Source organism: Corynebacterium sp. HMSC27B11 (genome assembly GCF_001815985.1).
In the GTDB taxonomy this organism is placed as follows: Bacteria; Actinomycetota; Actinomycetes; order Mycobacteriales; family Mycobacteriaceae; genus Corynebacterium.
The window spans coordinates 22720-39223 of record NZ_KV823538.1 but is presented as its reverse complement, the minus strand read 5'-3'; the positions used below and the strand labels follow the sequence as shown (position 1 = coordinate 39223).

Annotated in this window: 12 protein-coding genes; 6 read left to right on the top strand and 6 right to left on the bottom strand. The window is 62.6% G+C overall.

Going from position 1 to position 16504, the window contains the following annotated elements; translation table 11 throughout:
- Positions 1-127: 127 nt before the first annotated feature.
- On the bottom strand, positions 128-1591 hold the full coding sequence (locus HMPREF3097_RS01310; protein ID WP_070760305.1) for an FAD-dependent oxidoreductase: 1464 nt from the start codon (positions 1589-1591) through the stop codon (positions 128-130).
- A 289-nt stretch (positions 1592-1880) separates the two neighbouring features.
- Here HMPREF3097_RS01310 and HMPREF3097_RS01305 point away from each other — a divergent pair, with 289 nt between their 5' ends.
- From HMPREF3097_RS01305 to HMPREF3097_RS01290, 4 genes are all read left to right on the top strand, one after another.
- Entirely contained in the window at positions 1881-3560 is a 1680-nt protein-coding gene (locus HMPREF3097_RS01305; protein ID WP_070760304.1) for a nitrite/sulfite reductase, read from the top strand.
- Complete coding sequence (locus tag HMPREF3097_RS01300; protein WP_015381947.1) at positions 3557-3766, top strand: hypothetical protein; 210 nt, start codon at positions 3557-3559, stop codon at positions 3764-3766. The genes HMPREF3097_RS01305 and HMPREF3097_RS01300 overlap by 4 nt, the downstream gene beginning before the upstream one ends.
- Before the next feature lie 72 nt (positions 3767-3838).
- Complete coding sequence (locus tag HMPREF3097_RS01295; protein ID WP_070760301.1) at positions 3839-6550, top strand: exonuclease domain-containing protein; 2712 nt, start codon at positions 3839-3841, stop codon at positions 6548-6550.
- A 287-nt stretch (positions 6551-6837) separates the two neighbouring features.
- Positions 6838-8244 carry an NAD-dependent succinate-semialdehyde dehydrogenase gene (locus tag HMPREF3097_RS01290; RefSeq protein WP_070760299.1) on the top strand — a complete coding sequence of 469 codons (1407 nt, stop codon included), beginning with the start codon at positions 6838-6840 and terminating at the stop codon, positions 8242-8244.
- A 72-nt stretch (positions 8245-8316) separates the two neighbouring features.
- On the opposite strand, the gene HMPREF3097_RS01285 is transcribed toward HMPREF3097_RS01290, so the two are convergent.
- The 5 genes from HMPREF3097_RS01285 to HMPREF3097_RS01265 form a co-directional block, all read right to left on the bottom strand.
- Entirely contained in the window at positions 8317-9612 is a 1296-nt protein-coding gene (locus tag HMPREF3097_RS01285; protein WP_070760297.1) for a D-serine ammonia-lyase, read from the bottom strand.
- A gap of 50 nt (positions 9613-9662) precedes the next feature.
- Complete coding sequence (locus HMPREF3097_RS01280) at positions 9663-10745, bottom strand: phosphotransferase family protein (RefSeq protein WP_070760295.1); 1083 nt, start codon at positions 10743-10745, stop codon at positions 9663-9665.
- A 37-nt stretch (positions 10746-10782) separates the two neighbouring features.
- Positions 10783-12021, bottom strand: a complete 1239-nt coding sequence (locus tag HMPREF3097_RS01275) for an acyl-CoA dehydrogenase family protein (RefSeq protein ID WP_070760293.1) — start codon at positions 12019-12021, stop codon at positions 10783-10785.
- Between the two features lie 55 nt (positions 12022-12076).
- Positions 12077-12883, bottom strand: a complete 807-nt coding sequence (locus HMPREF3097_RS01270) for an SDR family oxidoreductase (RefSeq protein WP_070760292.1) — start codon at positions 12881-12883, stop codon at positions 12077-12079.
- Between the two features lie 160 nt (positions 12884-13043).
- Entirely contained in the window at positions 13044-13715 is a 672-nt protein-coding gene (locus HMPREF3097_RS01265) for a TetR/AcrR family transcriptional regulator (protein WP_070760291.1), read from the bottom strand.
- Between the two features lie 57 nt (positions 13716-13772).
- On the opposite strand from HMPREF3097_RS01265, the gene HMPREF3097_RS01260 reads away from it, so the two are divergent.
- Both HMPREF3097_RS01260 and HMPREF3097_RS01255 read left to right on the top strand, forming a co-directional pair.
- Positions 13773-14588, top strand: coding sequence for a histidine phosphatase family protein (locus tag HMPREF3097_RS01260; protein WP_070760289.1), 816 nt, complete (start codon positions 13773-13775; stop codon positions 14586-14588).
- A gap of 184 nt (positions 14589-14772) precedes the next feature.
- Positions 14773-16410 carry an AMP-binding protein gene (locus HMPREF3097_RS01255; RefSeq protein ID WP_070760287.1) on the top strand — a complete coding sequence of 546 codons (1638 nt, stop codon included), beginning with the start codon at positions 14773-14775 and terminating at the stop codon, positions 16408-16410.
- The last annotated feature ends 94 nt before the right edge of the window (positions 16411-16504 follow it).

The window sequence follows — 16504 nt, the reverse complement described above, 5'->3', positions numbered from 1 at the left end:
AACGGGGGTAGAGCTGTGCCTTTGCAGTAGGAATGTTAGTTTTTGCTAACTACTGGGCCTGGGCTCTCCCCGTGTGCGTGGGGGTGCGGTCGGCGTGGCCTTTGCTGCCGCTCCGACCAGGGGATGCTTACTCCCCGGTGTACTTAGAGTGGTGGTGCATCTCGTCCCACTCGCGGACCTTCTTGCGCTCGCGGCCCTCGGCCTCGCCGAGTTCGCGCTCGTGCTTGTCCAGGGCGTACCAGCCCTCCCAGTCGGTCCAGGAGATGTTCTTGGAGCGCAGCAGCTCCTCGACGCTCTCCAGCTCCGGCTTTGCTGGCTGGAAGCCGATGCCCTTTGCGACGTCGGTCAGCAGGTTGTCGACGGCCTCGTTGGCGTCGCCCTTGGTGTTACCGATCAGGCCGACGGGGCCGCGGCGGATCCAGCCGGTGGCGTATACGCCTGGCAGGGTCTCGCGCTTCTCGGCCTCCGGGTCGGCGCTGCCCGGCACACCTGCGATGCCGTCCGCAGTGGGGCCTTCGGTAAGCACGCGACCGCCGACGTTCGGCAGGACGTTCTCCTTCTCGTCCCACGGCAGGTCGGCCTGCTGGTCGGACTTGTAGCCGACGGTGCGGTAGACCGCGCCGACCGGCCACTCGCGGGTCTCGCCGGTGGTGGAGACGGAGCCGTCGCCGTTGAGCTTCGTGCGCTCGGTGACCAGGGCGGTGACATTGCCCTCAGCGTCCGTCTTGATCTCCTTCGGAGACTCGAAGAAGTGGATGTAGACGCGGTGCGGCTCCTCGCCCGGGTCGGCGATGGCGTACTGCTCCAGCAGGGAGCAGACCATGTCGGTGATCTTGGAACCGCGGCGGGCCTCCTCGGAGGCGGCGTCGTACTGGATGTCCTCCGGGTCGACGATGACCTGGATGTTGTCGGAGTAGCTGAGCTCCTTCAGCTCCAGTGGGGTGAACTTCGCCTGGGCGGGGCCGCGGCGGCCGAAGAGGTGGACCTCCTTGGCCTTGTTCTTCTTCAGGGACTCGTAGACGTTGTCCGGGATTTCGGTGGTGAGCAGTTCGTCGCCGGTCTTCGCGATGACACGCGCGACGTCGAGGCCGACGTTGCCGACGCCGATGACGGCGACGGATTCGGCGTCCAGGTTCCAGTCCTCGGAGAACTTCGGGTTGGCGTCGTAGAAGCCGACGAACTCAGCGCCACCGTGGGAGGCTTCCGCTCCCGGCAGGTTGAGGTCGCGGTCCTTGGTCGCGCCGGTGGCGTAGATGACGGAGTCGTAGTGCTGCTTGAGCTCCTCGAGGGTGACGTCCTCGCCGATGTTGACGTTGCCGAACAGGCGGATCTGCGGCTGGTCGAGGACGCGGTGCAGGGAGCGGATAATGCCCTTGATGCGGGGGTGGTCGGGTGCGACGCCGTAGCGGATGAGCCCGAATGGGGCTGGCATGCGCTCGAAGATGTCCACGCTCACGCCGTCGAAGGTGGTGTCGCCGTTGCCCTCCGGGATGGTGGCCTTGGCGAGGGCGTTGGATGCGTAAATGCCGGCTGGGCCGGATCCGATGACCGCGATGCGGAGCGGACGAGTGGTCTTTGCTGCGTCTGACACTTTTATTCAGGGTCCAATCGTTGGTTCTAAGTGCATATTCTTCACCCACCAAGCTAATCCCACCGTGAGGGGATTGCGAGATTCTGGGGGGTGGATCACAACAGAGTGTAGACAGCATTGTCTATTTTACGCAATTGGCTTTGCTGAAATTGCTTGCAACTTCCTGTCTCAGGGGTTTAGTGTGTCCAGTTATAGACCGCACGGTCTGTCTAGTGTAGGTTGATCTGCAGCCCGCGCTGCGGATCCAGGCAAGACCGCCACAACGCACGATTAACTGGAGAAATTCACCATGACTGCAACTACCACCACCCGACCGAGGCCGAAACGTAAGCCCCGGCCGCAAGGCCAGTGGCTCGTCGACGGCACTACTCCGCTCAACGACGACGAGAAGATTAAGCAAGAAGACGCCGGCCTCGGCGTCATTGACCGCATTCGCGGGACCTACGCGAAGCAGGGCTTCGACTCCATCCCGAAGGAGGACCTCGCGCCCCGCTTCAAGTGGGTCGGTCTTTATACCCAGCGCCGCCCTGGCCTCGACGGCGTGGCCACCTCCACGCTGAGTACCGAAGAGCTGCAGGATAATTACTTCATGATGCGCATCCGCCTCGACGGCGGACTGGTCAGCAGCGAGCAGTTGCGCGTCATCGGCGAGATTTCCAGCGACTACGCCCGCGATACCGCGGACTTCACCGACCGCCAGAACGTCCAGCTGCACTGGATCCGCATCGAGGACGTCCCGACCATCTGGGACAAGCTCGAGGGCGTCGGGCTGGACACCAACTTCGGCTGCGGCGACGTCCCCCGCGTCATCCTGGGCTCCCCGGTCGCCGGTATCGCTGCCGACGAGATTATCGATGCCACCCCGGCCATTCACACCATCAAGGAAGAACTACTTACCAGCGGCGAGTTCGACAACCTGCCACGCAAGTTCAAGTCCGCGATTAGCGGTAACTCCCGCCAGGACGTCACCCACGAGATCCAGGACCTGGCGTTTATCGGCTCGAACCACCCGGAGCACGGCCCCGGCTTCGACGTCTGGGTCGGTGGCGGGCTGTCCACCAACCCGATGCTCTCCCAGCGCCTCGGAGCCTGGGTGCCCCTGGACGAGGTCCCGGAGGTGTGGGCCGGCGTGGTCCGCATCTTCCGCGACTATGGCTACCGCAAGGTCCGCAACCGCGCGCGCCTGAAGTTCCTCGTCGCCGACTGGGGTATCGAGAAGTTCCGCAAGGTGCTGGAGGAGGACTACCTCGGCCGCAAGCTCGTCGACGGTCCGGACCCGGGCGAGTACCCCGGCTACCGCGACCACATCGGTATCCACGAGCAGCGGGACGGCAAGGTCTACCTGGGGGTCAAGCCCACGGTGGGACACACCGACGGCGCCCAGCTACAGCGTCTCGCGGAGCTCGCCGAGTCCTATGGCTCCACGCGGCTGCGCACGACCCCCGATAAGGAGCTGCTCTTCCTGGATCTGACCCCGGAGAATGCAGACAAGCTCGCCGCCGAGCTGGAGAAGGAAGGCCTCTCCGCGAAGCCTTCGGCATTCCGCCGCGACATCATCAGCTGCACCGGCCTGGAGTTCTGCAAGCTCGCGCACGTCGTGACGAAGCAGCGCGCCATCCAGCTGGTCGACGAGCTGGAGGAGCGGGTCGGCGACCTCGACGTCCCGCTGAAGATCTCCCTGAACGGCTGCCCGAACTCCTGCGCCCGTTCCCAGGTCGCGGATATCGGTCTATCCGGCAAGGTGCTGACCGATGAGGACGGCAACCGCGTCGAGGGCTTCCAGGTGCACCTGGGCGGCAAGGTCGGCCTCGAGCCGGGCTTCGGCCACAAGCTGCGCGGCAACAACGTGTTCTCCGAGGACGTCGGCGACTACGTGGTCCGCGTCGTTGAGAACTTCAAGGAGCAGCGCGAGGCCGGCGAGGAGTTCAGCTCCTGGGTGGCCCGCGCTGAGGAGGAGGCCCTGCGATGAGTGTTCCCGATACTGATTCCCTGCCACCGGTGAACCAGGCGATCGGTGGGAAGTCCGGCCACAGCAATGGCCGGCGTGCGACCGTGAACTTCTGCCCCTACTGCATGGGGGAGAACCTGTTTCCGACCACGGAAACGGATAATTCCTGGCAGTGCCGCGAGTGCCGTCGCGAGTTTTCGGTGAAATTCCACGGCCTGCTGGCCTGATCGGGTATTCCCTGCTCGGCCGGCGTGTGGAATACGGCTAGCCGGGACGCAGCTCACAGTAGGATAAGCGACATGCAGGAGCTCGGAAGCCCAGGATTTGCCGTTCTCGACGTCGAGACCACCGGTTTCAGTACCGCCCACCGCGTGCTGGAAATCGGGGTCGTCCTACTTTCTGCCACCGGTGATGTGGAGGGCCACTGGTCCAGTCTGATCAACCCGGACCGCGATATTCCCAATAGTTCGATCCATGGGGTCTACGGCCGACACGTGAAAGACGCGCCGGCTTTCACCCAGATTGCGCGGGAGCTCTTCGGCCTCCTAGACGGCCGAGTGCTGGTCGCTCACAACGCGCGCTTCGACGCCCGGATGCTCTCGCAGGAATTGGCCCGCGCGGGCCTGGCTCCGGAGGAAACCCTCCCCGGGTATGTCTGCACCATGGAGCTTTCTAAGCGGCTTTTCCCCGGCATGCCCAGCAAACTGGGGGATGTGCTCACCCGCGCGGGTATCAGCAACCGGAACGCTCACACCGCCCTGGCGGATGCCGAGGCCACCGCGGCGCTTTTCCAATACTTCCTTCGGAACGGAGTGACGCTCCCCGGGGCTGCGTCTATCACCATCGACGCCCGCCCGCTGAGCCAGTTGACCGCCAATTCGGCTGTGCCGTTGACTCGCGAGGCAGCAGAGGCGGCTCATTACGAACAGGAGCAGGCCACTACTGAGGAGACCCAGCCGTTGGAACTGCGTCCGGGTGACCGGGTGACCTTGACCGGGGAGATGAACAGGCCCCGATCCGAGTGGGAGAAAGAGATCCGAGAGCACGGGCTCATTCCGGGGTCCTTGACGAAGAACACTCGGGTGTTGGTTGCCGCCGACGTGGACTCCTTGAGCAGCAAGGCGAAGAAGGCGCGGCGCTATGAAATTCCAATCCTGGCCGAGCAGGAGTTTTCTGTGCTGCTGGCGGGCATCAGTGATGAGGAGGAGCGGATAACACCCGAAGCAACGGTGACTATTCCGCCCGAGGTCGAGACACCGGACTATACCCCGGAGGAAGACAGCGCTTATATGGATGATTTCTACTCGGGAAGCTCTGATTCCGCGTCGGAAGTCTTTTACGAGGAGCCCAGTCGCGAGTCGCTGATGGCAGCACTGAATGTTGCGCAGGATGCCCTGGGGCTGATCGCTAATCAACACCGCGGCCTGGATAAGGCTCTGCTACCCGACTCGGCCAACGGGATGCTCAGTGGCCGAGCTGCCGACGTTTTGGCTCAGCTAACCGACCCGGAGGGGGACTATCAGCAGGTGAAACTCCTGGTGCGGGGGACAGCGTCTTCCGCGCTGGCGGATTTTTATGCCGGTTTGGACACACGTGAGCAGCTCATCGCCCGGAAGAGGCTGGGCACTACCTCGCCGGCCACCCTGGATACGCTCGGTCAAGAATTGGGCTTGACCCGTGAACGCGTACGTCAGCTACAGAGCCCGCTCGCGAGTCGCCTGGAGGAGCTGGCCAATCGCGGGGCAGTGGCTGAGCTTCGGGAGGCGATGGCAGCCCATGCTTTCCCGGTGGCGCGCATCGGTGGGATCGTCGAGCAGCTCCCAGAGCTGCGAGATGAGGTTCCCGGTTGGGGCCTACGCCTCGCGGAGATTATCGATGCGGTAGATGATTCCTTCGCAATTGAGGAGGACTGGGTGTGCTTCCCATCTCTGAAGGTGGCTCGGGAGCGGACCGAAAATCTACTCAAGCAGGGCAGCGATGACTATGGGGTGGTTCCGTTGGACTGGGTGGAGGAGCGCACGGCACTAAGCCCCGCTGACCTGCGTGACTGGCTCGATGACTGTGGGTATCGATTGTTCGAGGGGCACGTGCTCACCCAAACTCGTTCGCTCCCTGCTCTTGGGGCGGGGGTTCTCTCCATCCGTGGCGAGCCGCAAGATCTCGATTCGTTGTATGAGGCGATTGGACAGGGGAGGACGAATCGTTCCTTGGCGAATTCCTTGAACGCTTCCGAGGGGATCGTGAGGGTCAGTGCGACTAAGTGGGCGCTGCCGGAGTGGGGGTATGAGGAATACAGCACGCTGGCGAAACTTATTGAGCGCCGTCTCGTCGCCGCGACTGACGCGGGAGATGAGGGGGTCCCGCTGACCGCCTTGCTGACAGAACTCCCCGCCAAATTTGACGTCGCGGAAAATTCGGTGCGGACCTATGCATCAACCGGCCAGTTCGAGCTGGTTGATGGAATCGTCAAGTGGCGTTCGGCGGCACCGGAAAAGACCTCCACGCCGGAGGACTCTCGCGGCATGTATTGGCGTGATGGCAGGTGGAAGTTGCTGATCACCGTAACCAGTGACCACCTCCGTGGCTCCGGCAGTGGGGTTCCCGGCGGAGTGATCCATATGCTGGGGTTGAAATATAACGAGTCGGCCGAACTGCCCAGTGAGATTGGTACGCAGCGAGTGACCTGGGGGCCAACCAGTAACACCCTGGGAACCATTCGACGTTTGCTGGAGCATCAGGGGATCGGTGAGGGAGAGCGGGTTTGGCTGGACTTCCACGAGGGCGAATACTTCTCCCTGGAGCGCGCCCGGCCACAGCAGGGAGCCGAGGGGTTAGCCGCGCTCGCTGAACACGTGGGTGAGGATCCGGAAGGCGATGATGAAGCCCTGCGCTCTGTGATTTCTCGAGCCTTGGGGCTGGGGGATAACGGGGCGAACCGCCGTATCCTTAGCCGCTTCCGCGCCCGGCAGGATGGCTTTGCTGTCCAACTGCTCGAAGACCTCTGGCTCTAGCGCTGGGGGGAAGGGTTCGGAAGTCCGGGCACAGCAACGGTCGGCGTGTGACCGTGAACTTTTGCCCCTACTGCATGGGGGAGAATCTGTTTCCGACCACGGAAACGGATAATTCCTGGCAGTGCCGCGAGTGCCGTCGCGAGTTTTCGGTGAAATTCCACGGCCTGCTGGCCTGACCTAAAGCGCTGGGCACACGGTGAATCCCCGGCCTTCGGTACTTATACCGCGGGCCGGGGTTCTTGTTTTCGCCCCCTGACACGGCCGAATGCATCTGGTAGGCAGGGGCCATGAGCACTTTTGCATTGCAGAACCCAAGTACTGGCCAAGAAGAAGAGCAGTTCAACCGCATCGATGATGCCGACCGCGATGCAATTCTGGATCGCGCCACCGCCGCAGGCGAGCAGTGGCGCAAGACCCCCATCGCGCAGCGCGCGGACGTCCTGCGGAAGACCGCGAAGCTGTTCCAGGAGAACAAGAAGCAGCTGGCGGAACACATCGGGCGCGAGATGGGCAAGCTGACCCGCTGGGCCGAGGCGGAGATCGACATCGTCTCGGACATTTTCACCTGGTACGCCGAGCACGCCCACGAGCTCCTGGCAGATGAGCAGCTTTCCCAGCAGGGCGCACAGCAGACCTGGGTGCGCAAGGAGCCCCTGGGCGTGATTCTGGGCATCATGCCGTGGAACTTCCCCTACTACCAGGTCGCCCGCTGGGCAGCACCGAACCTGCTGCTGGGCAACACCCTGGTTCTGAAGCACGCTTCCATCTGCCCGCTGTCCTCCCAGGCTTGTCAGGACCTGCTGGAGCAGGCCGGGCTGCCGAAGGATGCTTTCATCAACGTGTACGCCTCCGGCTCCCAGATGGATGCCTTCGTGGCGGATAAGCGCGTGGCGGGTGTGTCCCTCACCGGCTCCGAGCAGGCTGGTGCCGCCGTGGCGAAGACCGCCGGCGAGCACTACAAGAAGTCCCTGCTGGAGCTGGGCGGCAACGACCCCTTCATCGTGCTCGACGATGAGAACCTGGACTGGGTGCTGGAGCAGTTCACCAAGATCCGCATGTACAACACCGGCCAGGCCTGTAACGCCCCGAAGCGCCTGATCGTCATGGACGAGTTCTATGACCGCACCGTCGAAACGCTGGAGAAGCGCATCGGCGAGATGAAGGTCGGCGCATTCGACGACGAGAACGCCGATGTCGGTCCGCTGTCCTCCATCGGTGCCCGCGATGAGATCGTCGAGCGCCTCGCCGAGGCGGAGAAGAACGGTGAAGCCACCATTCGCGTCGGTGGTAAGGCCATCGACCGCGAGGGCGCCTTCATGGAGCCGACCCTGCTGGTCGACGTGGACCCCAAGGCGGACGTTGGCTGCAACGAGATCTTCGGGCCCGTGGCGATCGTGTACCGCGCTAAGGACGCAGCGGAGGCCATCGAGATCGCGAACGATTCCGACTACGGCCTCTCCAGCTCCGTGTGGAGCACCGACCTGGACGCGGCCCGCGAGGTCGCCGAGCAGCTTCGCGACGGCATGACCTTCATCAACGAGCACGCTGTCACCGGGGCGGGCCTGCCCTTCGGCGGAATCGGTCGCTCCGGCTATGGCCGCGAGCTCGCTCGCTGGGGCGTTGGCGAGTTCGTCAACGAGCACCTCTACCGGGTGTCTGACCAGTCGGGCGCAGGTCTTTCCCCAGCGCTGTAATGGCTGAGTAATAACTCAAGAGCGCAGTGGCTGCGGGTTCTCCCCGCGGCCACTTGCTTTATATAAACGAGGCTAGCCCTCGAGCAGCTCCTCGCCGCGGGCGATGTAGCTAGCCATCTCCTCTTCCGGCACCATCGCCCCGCCCGTGATCCAGGCCAGGTGGGTGCCCGCCCGGCCAATGGCACCGGGGCCGAAGAAGCTGGTCGCGGAGCTCGGCTCGCACTGCACATCCTCGGAGCGGTCGAAGAGCGCAACGCCCCGGAACATGTTCTCGTCGCTGACTGTGTAGTAGCCGTCGATGAGGTACTGCATCCGCTCGCCGACGAAGCCGGAGGGCCGCCCCACGGCAAGCCCATCGGCGGCGGTGATGTTGTCGATGCCGAAGTCCTGCACTGCCAGCTGGTCGTGGGCGCCGGTGTGCACCCCGATGAACATGGCGGGGGAGTGGGTGGGCTCGGCGAAGTAGCAGCGCGCCGCGTCGCCGAAGATGGCCTTGATGCCGAAAGCGACACCACCCGGGCCACCGCCGACCCCGCAGGGCAGGTAGACGTGGAGTGGTTCCTCCTCGGTGATACGGACGTCCATGGCCTGCAGCTGGCCGGCCAGTCGCGCCCCGGCGACCGCGTAACCGAGGAAGAGGGAGACGGAGTTCTCGTCGTCCACGAAGTAGACGCGGTCGTCGTCCTCGGCGGCTTTGCGACCAGCGGCGACGGCGACGGAGTAGTCCTGCTCGTACTCCACGACCTCCACGCCGTGGGAGCGCAGCAGGTCCTTCTTCCACTGCCGGGCATCCGCGCTCATGTGGACCGCGGCTTGGAAGCCCAGCTTGGCGCTCATGATGCCGATGGACAGCCCCAGGTTGCCGGTGGACCCCACGGCCACGCGGTGCTGGCCGAAGAGCTCGCGGGCCTCGGCGGAGTCGAGGAGCCGGTAGTCGCTGTCCGGGGTGATCAGGCCGTGCTCCAGGGCGAGGGCCTCAGCGTGCTGGAGGACCTCGTAGATCCCGCCGCGGGCCTTGATCGAACCGGAGATCGGCAGGTGGGAGTCGAGCTTCGCCCACAGCTGCCCCTCGATTCGCTGCCCGGTGAGGTCCTCGATCGCTTCCTTCATCGCGGGCACGTGGCGCAGCGGGGATTCGATGACGCCAGCACTTGGCGCGGTCTCCGGGAAGACCTGCTGCAGGTAGGGGGCGAAGCGCTTTAGTCGGTCCGCGGCGTCCTGGATCTGGTCAGGGCCGATTCCGACGTGCGCCAGGCCCTCTTCGGCGCGGGGCAGGTCGGGCTTCAGCCATAGGGTCTCCTCGAGCGCGACGAGGCGCTCAAGGAGGGGGTAGTCGGTGATCCACTCTTGCGGGGTTCGGGTTGCCATGGCGCCCAGCTTAGTGAGCTTGCCGGGCGTTCTCTGCCTAATGTCGCTGCCTAGCTGAGCCCGTACTCCCGCGCGGTCTGCTGCGCCTCGGCGACAATCCACTCCACCATCTCCTGGGTGGGGGCGCCTCCGGAGGCGCGGTTGCTGGGATTCTGCATGACGCGGCGCACCACGCCTTCGCAGATGATCGCAACTTTCCATAGCCCCAGGACGTGCCAAAAAGCCAATGCCTTTCTGTCCCGTCCCGTGGCGTCTAGATAGCGCTCGGCTAGTTCTTCACCCTTCGGGAATCCGTCGAGGAGGGGTGCTTCAAATCCAGGGAGGACCAGTCCGTCCTTGACCGGCCAATAAGCAAGCATGGTTCCCACGTCAGCGAGGGGGTCTCCCAGCGTGGTGAGCTCCCAGTCGATGACCGCGTTGATGGTGCCGTCGTCTGGGTTGGCTATGACGTTGCCGACGTGTAGGTCGCCGTGCACCAGCACCGTTTCCTTTTGTTCCGGGGTGTGTTCCTCCAGGAGAGCCGTGAGTTTATCGAGCGCAGGCAATTCCCGCGTCTTGGTCTTATCCCATTGCCCGGACCAGCGCTTGAGCTGTCGTGGGGCGTAGGGGTCGTGGGATGCCAGCGTGTCCAGTCCGGTGGATGCGAGGTTGACGCCGTGGATGTGGATCATCGCGTCCAGCATGTTGGTGGCGATTTTGTGCCGGATGTCCAGCCCCAAAGGGGAAGCGGCTTCTGCAGAGCTAATGGTCACTCCGTCGACCATGCTCATCGCCACGACGGGGGCGTCGGAGACAGATTGACCATGGTCGGCGAGCTCGTCGGTGCTGCCGTAGATCACCGGGACGGGCACCTCGGTGTCGTGAAGGGCCGCCATGATCTTTCCTTCGCGCACGACGTTGTGGGCGCTGGCGGCAAGTTTTCCCAGTGGCGGGCGGCGGACGATGCAGCGCGCGCCAGTGGTGTCTTCGACGAGGAACGTGAGGTTGGACTGCCCGTTTCCAACGCGGTTGAGCGCGAGATCACCGTTCAATGGGGTGATGCGGGTGAGCCACGTCTTCAGCTCTTCCATATTGAACGGTACGGCCGGGTTCTTCGTGGCTGAATTGTGGCTGCCGGTTGTTGGGTCGTTCACCGTGGCTCCTTCGATAGGTCTGTGCTGTGCCGGGGTTCTACTTGTATTTGCGCAGTTCTTGTCGGGCGATGGTCATGCGATGGACCTCATCCGGGCCATCGGCCAGCCGGAGTGATCGCAGGCCAGCCCACATGTGAGCCAGCGGGGTATCGGAGGTCACACCCTCGCCACCGAATACTTGGATGGCTTCGTCCACGATGCGGAGCGCGACCTGTGGGGCAGCAACCTTGATGGCAGCAATTTCCTGGCGAGCAGCCTTATTGCCGACCGTGTCCATCATCCAGGCGGCCTTCAAAGTCAATAGCCGGGCCTGCTCGATGTCGATGCGGGCGTTGGCGATGCGTTCTTGGATCGTGTCGCGCTCGGCCAGCGCTTTGCCGAAGGTGCTTCGAGACAAGGCTCGTTCGCACATCAGCTCGAGTGCGCGTTCTGCCATGCCGATGGCACGCATGCAGTGGTGAATCCGACCTGGTCCCAAGCGGTCCTGGGAGATCCGAAAACCCGCTCCCTCCTCCAGGAGGATGTCGTGGTCGGGGACGAATACGTCCTTAAATTCCAGTTCGGCGTGGCCTTCGCGGTCGTGGAAGCCGAAGACGGGAAGGTCGCGAAGGATTCGGACGCCGGGGGCGTCGGCGGGGACAACCAGCATGGACTGCTGGCGGTGGGGCTCAGCCTCTGGGTTGGTCTTGCCCATGACGATGAGCACCTTGAGATTGGGCCGCATGCCGTTCGAGCTAAACCACTTCCGCCCGTTAAGTACATACCCATCGAGGGGCTTATTCGAGCCTTCCGCTGTGTAACCGGTAACCCGTTCCATGCGCATGGACACATTGGTGGCATCTGAGGAGGCGACTCCAGGTTCGGTCATGGCGAATGCGGAGCGGATTTTACCGTCGAGCAGCGGATTCAGGTACTCCCTGCGGTGAGCATCAGTTCCATAAAGCTCGAGAACCTCCATGTTCCCCGTATCCGGGGCGTTGCAATTGCAGGCTTCGGGGGCGAGTTCGGGGGAGCGACCCATGATTTCTGCCAATGGGGCGTAGTCGACGTTGCTCAAACCCGGGCCCGTGCCGGGGTGGGGGTGGAAGAGGTTCCATAGGCCCTGCTTCTTGGCTTCGGCTTTGAGGTCTTCAAGGATCGCTGGGTGGTGGTGCGGATCGCCGGACTCGGTCATCTGCTGGTGATAGATCGGCTCGGCCGGGTAAACGTGTTCATCCATGAAGCGAAGGAGCTGTTCCTGATACTCCTTCGAGCGCGCGCTGGGTGCGAAGTCCATATCTTTCCTCGTTCTGGGCTGTTTGGGGTGCTGTTGCTTGGGTGGGTGATCGGACTTAGGGCTGGACGAGCATGCCGCCATCGACAACGAGGTTTTCACCAATGAGCCAGGTCGTTGCGGGTGCTGCGAGGAAGGCGATAGCAGCGGCGATGTCTTCGGGCTCGCCAATCCGCTGCGCGGGGGTGATAGCCGCGACGGCGTCTTCGTGTTCCTTCCACAGCGCTTCGGAGAGCTTGGTGCGCACCACGCCTGGGGCGATCGAGTTGACGTGGATGGTGGGGGCGAGCTCGTTGGCCATCTGGCGGGTCATGTGCAGCAGCGCAGCTTTGGTCCCGTTGTAGACGCCGAGCTTTGCTTCCTCGGTGAGAGCGCCGATGGAGGAGAGGTTGACGACCGCGCCCTTGCGGTCGGTTCCCATGCCTGCGTCCTTCGCGGCGGCGGTCCAGATGACGGGGCCGATGACGTTGACTTCGTAGGTCTTCGCCATGGCTTCGGGGCTCTGCTTGTGGATTGGTCCGTAGGCGGGGTTGGTTCCGGCGTTGTTGATCAGGACGTCAATGCTGCCGAATTCTTGAACCGTGGCCTCGCAGGTCCTTCGGGCTGCATCGGGGCCTGCGACGTGAGCAGCGATTCCGATGACGCGACCGGCGTTGGGGCTCAGCTCGGCAGCTTCGGCCTGAATGGCTGCAGCAGCGGGTTCGACGGTTTCTTGTTTGCGGCCGGTGATCGTTACGTTCGCGCCACTGGCAGCCAATAGTCGAGCCGTGGCGTATCCGATGCCACGGGTGCCACCGGTCACGATCGCGTTGTGACCGGAGTAGTCGTAGGTGATCGGCTTGTTTGCTGGGGTGTGGTGAGACATGAGGCCCTACCTGCCACTGTGTGTTGTTTCGGTGAACAACGTTGATCCTAATGTGAGTTGAATCACGATTCAATCGTTTCGGGGATTTCAGTCCTGGCTACCTTTTCGGGGGAGTTGGAGGCGACCTGCGATGGTTGGGGCCTGGCCCTTTTTTGGTGACCTAGAGGCCTAGTGTGCGAAACCAGATGTCGTTGACGGTGCTGACGATGCGCTCAATAGTGCGCGCTTTATGTTCCTCGGCCGTGGCGGCACCGTCTGCCTCGCCGGCATCGGGGATCATGTTTTCAACGAACACTGAGTAGCACAGTCGCGAGACCATGATGGACAAGCTGAGGGCGAGCATTTCGGCGTCCCGGTCGCTGGCGAGAGTGCCATCGTCCTGCAATGACTTGATGAGCCGTTGGTTCCGGGAGGTGAATCCCCGCGCCCGCGACGTGCGCAGTTTGTGCATTTCGGGATGGGTTTGCGAAACCTGCTCCATCAGCGCGAGTTCCGGGGCATTGTCGGCGTAGCTTTCGACATAGGCGCGATTGGCGGCGCTGATGAGTTCGCGGGGGTCATCGCTGGCTATTCTTCCGCTGGCGCTGCGCATCTCATGTTCAACTTGTTGCAGGACGGCTGTGAAGAGATCTTCGCGGTTCTCGAAGTAGGTATACAGCGTTCCCGCTGCGCATCCGGCCTCTTTAGCAACATCGAGGAGCTTTGTCGCGGTATAACCATCGCGGACAAAAACTTTCCGGGCAGCGGTGAGGATTTCCTCGCGCCGGGCGGCGGCTCTGGGCGATAGCTTCTCAGTTTTCTGGAGTTGCTCCTGGGGTGGATGTGTGGCCATAGACTTGATCCTAAGGCACCTTAGAATGCCCGATATCTCAGAAAGTTGAATTTTCGCATGACAGGAACGATCTACCTGCTCCGGCATGGCCAGGCGGATTCTGCTGCTGCAGGGCGGGGGCAATGGCAGCGGGGAATGGAGGAGCAATACGATCGCCTCACCCGCGTTGGGCATCGGCAAGCGCGGCTCGTGGCTGCGGAGCTGCAGCGAAGGCTCAAAGGGGGTGCAGCTCTTGTATCGGGACCCTTGCGTCGCCAGCGCGACACCTTGGCTCCGCTCGCCGAGTCGCTCGACATTGATCCAGCCGTCATGGAGGGGTGGTGCGAGTTCAACTCCGATTCTGTCGTGATGCCCTATCTTGACGAGCATCCGGAAGAGCGTGACCGCTTGGCGGAGGTTTATCGGCAGGCGGCAGACGGCGGGGATGGGGAGCTGCTCGTCGAGGGGCATCGCCTGCTGGGGGTTGTGTTGGATCGGGCGCTGGATCGTTGGGTGGAGGCTCCGGAGTTTCAAGATTTCCGCAGGGAGGTGCTCGGTGCGTTCGCGGCTGTAGTAGATCTTGCTCAAGGGAGGGATGTGGTCGTGGCGACGAGCGGTGGCCCGATTAGTGTGATTGTGTCTTCGCTCTTTGGTTCCAATTTCCGTCACCTAATTGGGCGTACCTACACCGCGTCTTTGACTGTGCTTAGGGTTCTCCCAGAGAGGTCGGGAGCTAATGCTGATGGGTGGGTTGGAGGTGCTCGCCAGCTGGAGGTGGCGCCGTTCGATGGAGCGGGCCGAGGCGTGGATGGGCTTACTCCGGTGCGTCTCGTGAGCTACAACGAGCACTCGCACCTTTTCGACGGAGCGGAGCGCTTGCTTCACTTGCGATAGTCCGGACGGGGTCGCTGATGGGGCGACCGGCGATGGGTAGCCGCCCGCGTGGTTGTTTTTCGAGAAAAACATTTGCCAGGGAAAGGGCTTCTGCTAACCTCGCGCTTGTGACCTGAATCACGTTTCAGATTTCCACTATGGGTCACGCTCCGCGGTTCGTTGATACGCCGAAAGGATTACCGCTATGCCCATCCCAAGCCCTTATCCAGACGTCACAATCCCACAGATTCCTCTTTATGACGCCATCTTCGGCGACCTGTCGGGCGGGCTGGCAAACAAAACTGCGCTCATCGACGGTTTGACCGGCGATGAGATGACATTTCAAGAATTGAAGGCGAGTTACGAGCGCATGGCAGGCGCTCTCGCCGCTCGCGGGGTCGGGAAGGGGGACGTGGTTGCGCTGCACTGCCCCAACCATGCCGCGTTTGTCATCTCCTACTTCGGCATTCTTCGATCCGGGGCCACGGTGACGACGCTAGGCTCCTTGGCGACTGCTGAGGATGCTGAAAAGCAGTTGCGGGCGGCGGATGCAAAGATGCTGCTCACCACAGATCTGCTGGGCACCGCAGGCATGGAAGCTGCGCAGGCGAAGGGGATTCCGGCTGAAGGGGTTATTAACCTCACCGATGCCGAGGCTGGGCTCAAGGCGCTTCTCGCTGAAAATCACACTGCGCCTGAGGTTGAAATCAACGCGGACGAGGATATTGCTGTGTTGCCGTTTTCTTCGGGAACCACAGGGATTCCGAAGGGTGTGAAGCTGAGTCACCAGAACCTGGTCGCCAATCTCTTCCAGGTGTCCCCGTCCATGCAGCACAATGGCATGAAAACCGGCTCGGTGGTCTGCGGCGTCCTTCCCTTCTTCCACATTTACGGTATGAACTGCCTGCTTGGGGCGGCTCTGTTTCAGGGCTGCACAATGGTCACGCTGCCGAAGTTCGAGTTGGAATCCTTCTTGTCAGCACACGAGCGATTCAACATTGACTGCACCTTCATCGCGCCGCCGATCGCTGTTCTACTCGCGAAGCACCCGGCGGTGGAATCCTATGACCTGAGCTCTCTGCGCGCTATCCAGTCCGGAGCTGCACCCCTCGACCGGGAGCTTGCCATCGCGGTGCAGCAGCGGCTCAGCGTGGATATCTACCAGGGCTTTGGGATGACTGAAACCTCCCCGGTTACCCATAACTCTTTGGTTAACGTGACGCCTCTAGAGTCCGTTGGCGCTCCGTTGCCAAATACCGAGATCAAGATCGTTGATATCTCCAAGGATGATCTGCCGGAGATTCCCGCGCCCACACAGTCGGGCGAACGATCGGCGGTTGGTGAAATGTGGGTCCGCGGTCCGCAGGTGATGAAGGGCTATCTCAACAACGAGGAGGCCACGGCCCGGACTCTGCTGCCGGATGGTTGGTTGCGCACCGGCGACATGGTCGCCGTGGATTCGGAAGGTAATTGCTACGTCGTTGATCGCGCGAAGGAATTGATCAAATACAAGGGCTACCAGGTGCCTCCGGCAGAGCTGGAGGCGCTGCTCCTGACCCGGGATGACATTTCTGACGCCGCGGTGGTCGGCTACGTGCGCGAGGGGGATGGCGAAGAGATTCCTCGAGCTTTTGTTGTCCCGCAGCAGAATTCCGCTGGCGTTCCGGCAGAGATTGACCCGGAGGAGCTGAAGGCGTGGGTTGCGGAGCGGGTGGCGCCGGATAAGAAGGTTCGCATCGTGGAGGTTGTGGACGCTGTTCCAAAATCTGCCACCGGAAAGATCCTGCGCAAGGACCTGAAAAACCGTCAGCTCGACGCGCAGTTGGTGTCAGCGCCACAGTAGACAGTGGCATTCGCTTTTGCTGGCTCCAGCTCTAGCACTTGTGCCTCGTGAGTCCCCGGTCCTTTGGCCGGGGACTCTGGCGTTCTGGACCGTG

Excerpts from the sequence above, each read along its gene's own strand:
- HMPREF3097_RS01305 (WP_070760304.1), top strand. The coding sequence starts at position 1,881 with ATGACTGCAACTACCACCACCCGACCGAGGCCGAAACGTAAGCCCCGG.
- HMPREF3097_RS01300 (WP_015381947.1), top strand. The coding sequence starts at position 3,557 with ATGAGTGTTCCCGATACTGATTCCCTGCCACCGGTGAACCAGGCGATC.
- HMPREF3097_RS01295 (WP_070760301.1), top strand. The coding sequence starts at position 3,839 with ATGCAGGAGCTCGGAAGCCCAGGATTTGCCGTTCTCGACGTCGAGACC.
- HMPREF3097_RS01290 (WP_070760299.1), top strand. The coding sequence starts at position 6,838 with ATGAGCACTTTTGCATTGCAGAACCCAAGTACTGGCCAAGAAGAAGAG.
- HMPREF3097_RS01285 (WP_070760297.1), bottom strand. The coding sequence starts at position 9,612 with ATGGCAACCCGAACCCCGCAAGAGTGGATCACCGACTACCCCCTCCTT.
- HMPREF3097_RS01275 (WP_070760293.1), bottom strand. The coding sequence starts at position 12,021 with ATGGACTTCGCACCCAGCGCGCGCTCGAAGGAGTATCAGGAACAGCTC.
- HMPREF3097_RS01270 (WP_070760292.1), bottom strand. The coding sequence starts at position 12,883 with ATGTCTCACCACACCCCAGCAAACAAGCCGATCACCTACGACTACTCC.
- HMPREF3097_RS01265 (WP_070760291.1), bottom strand. The coding sequence starts at position 13,715 with ATGGCCACACATCCACCCCAGGAGCAACTCCAGAAAACTGAGAAGCTA.
- HMPREF3097_RS01260 (WP_070760289.1), top strand. The coding sequence starts at position 13,773 with ATGACAGGAACGATCTACCTGCTCCGGCATGGCCAGGCGGATTCTGCT.
- HMPREF3097_RS01255 (WP_070760287.1), top strand. The coding sequence starts at position 14,773 with ATGCCCATCCCAAGCCCTTATCCAGACGTCACAATCCCACAGATTCCT.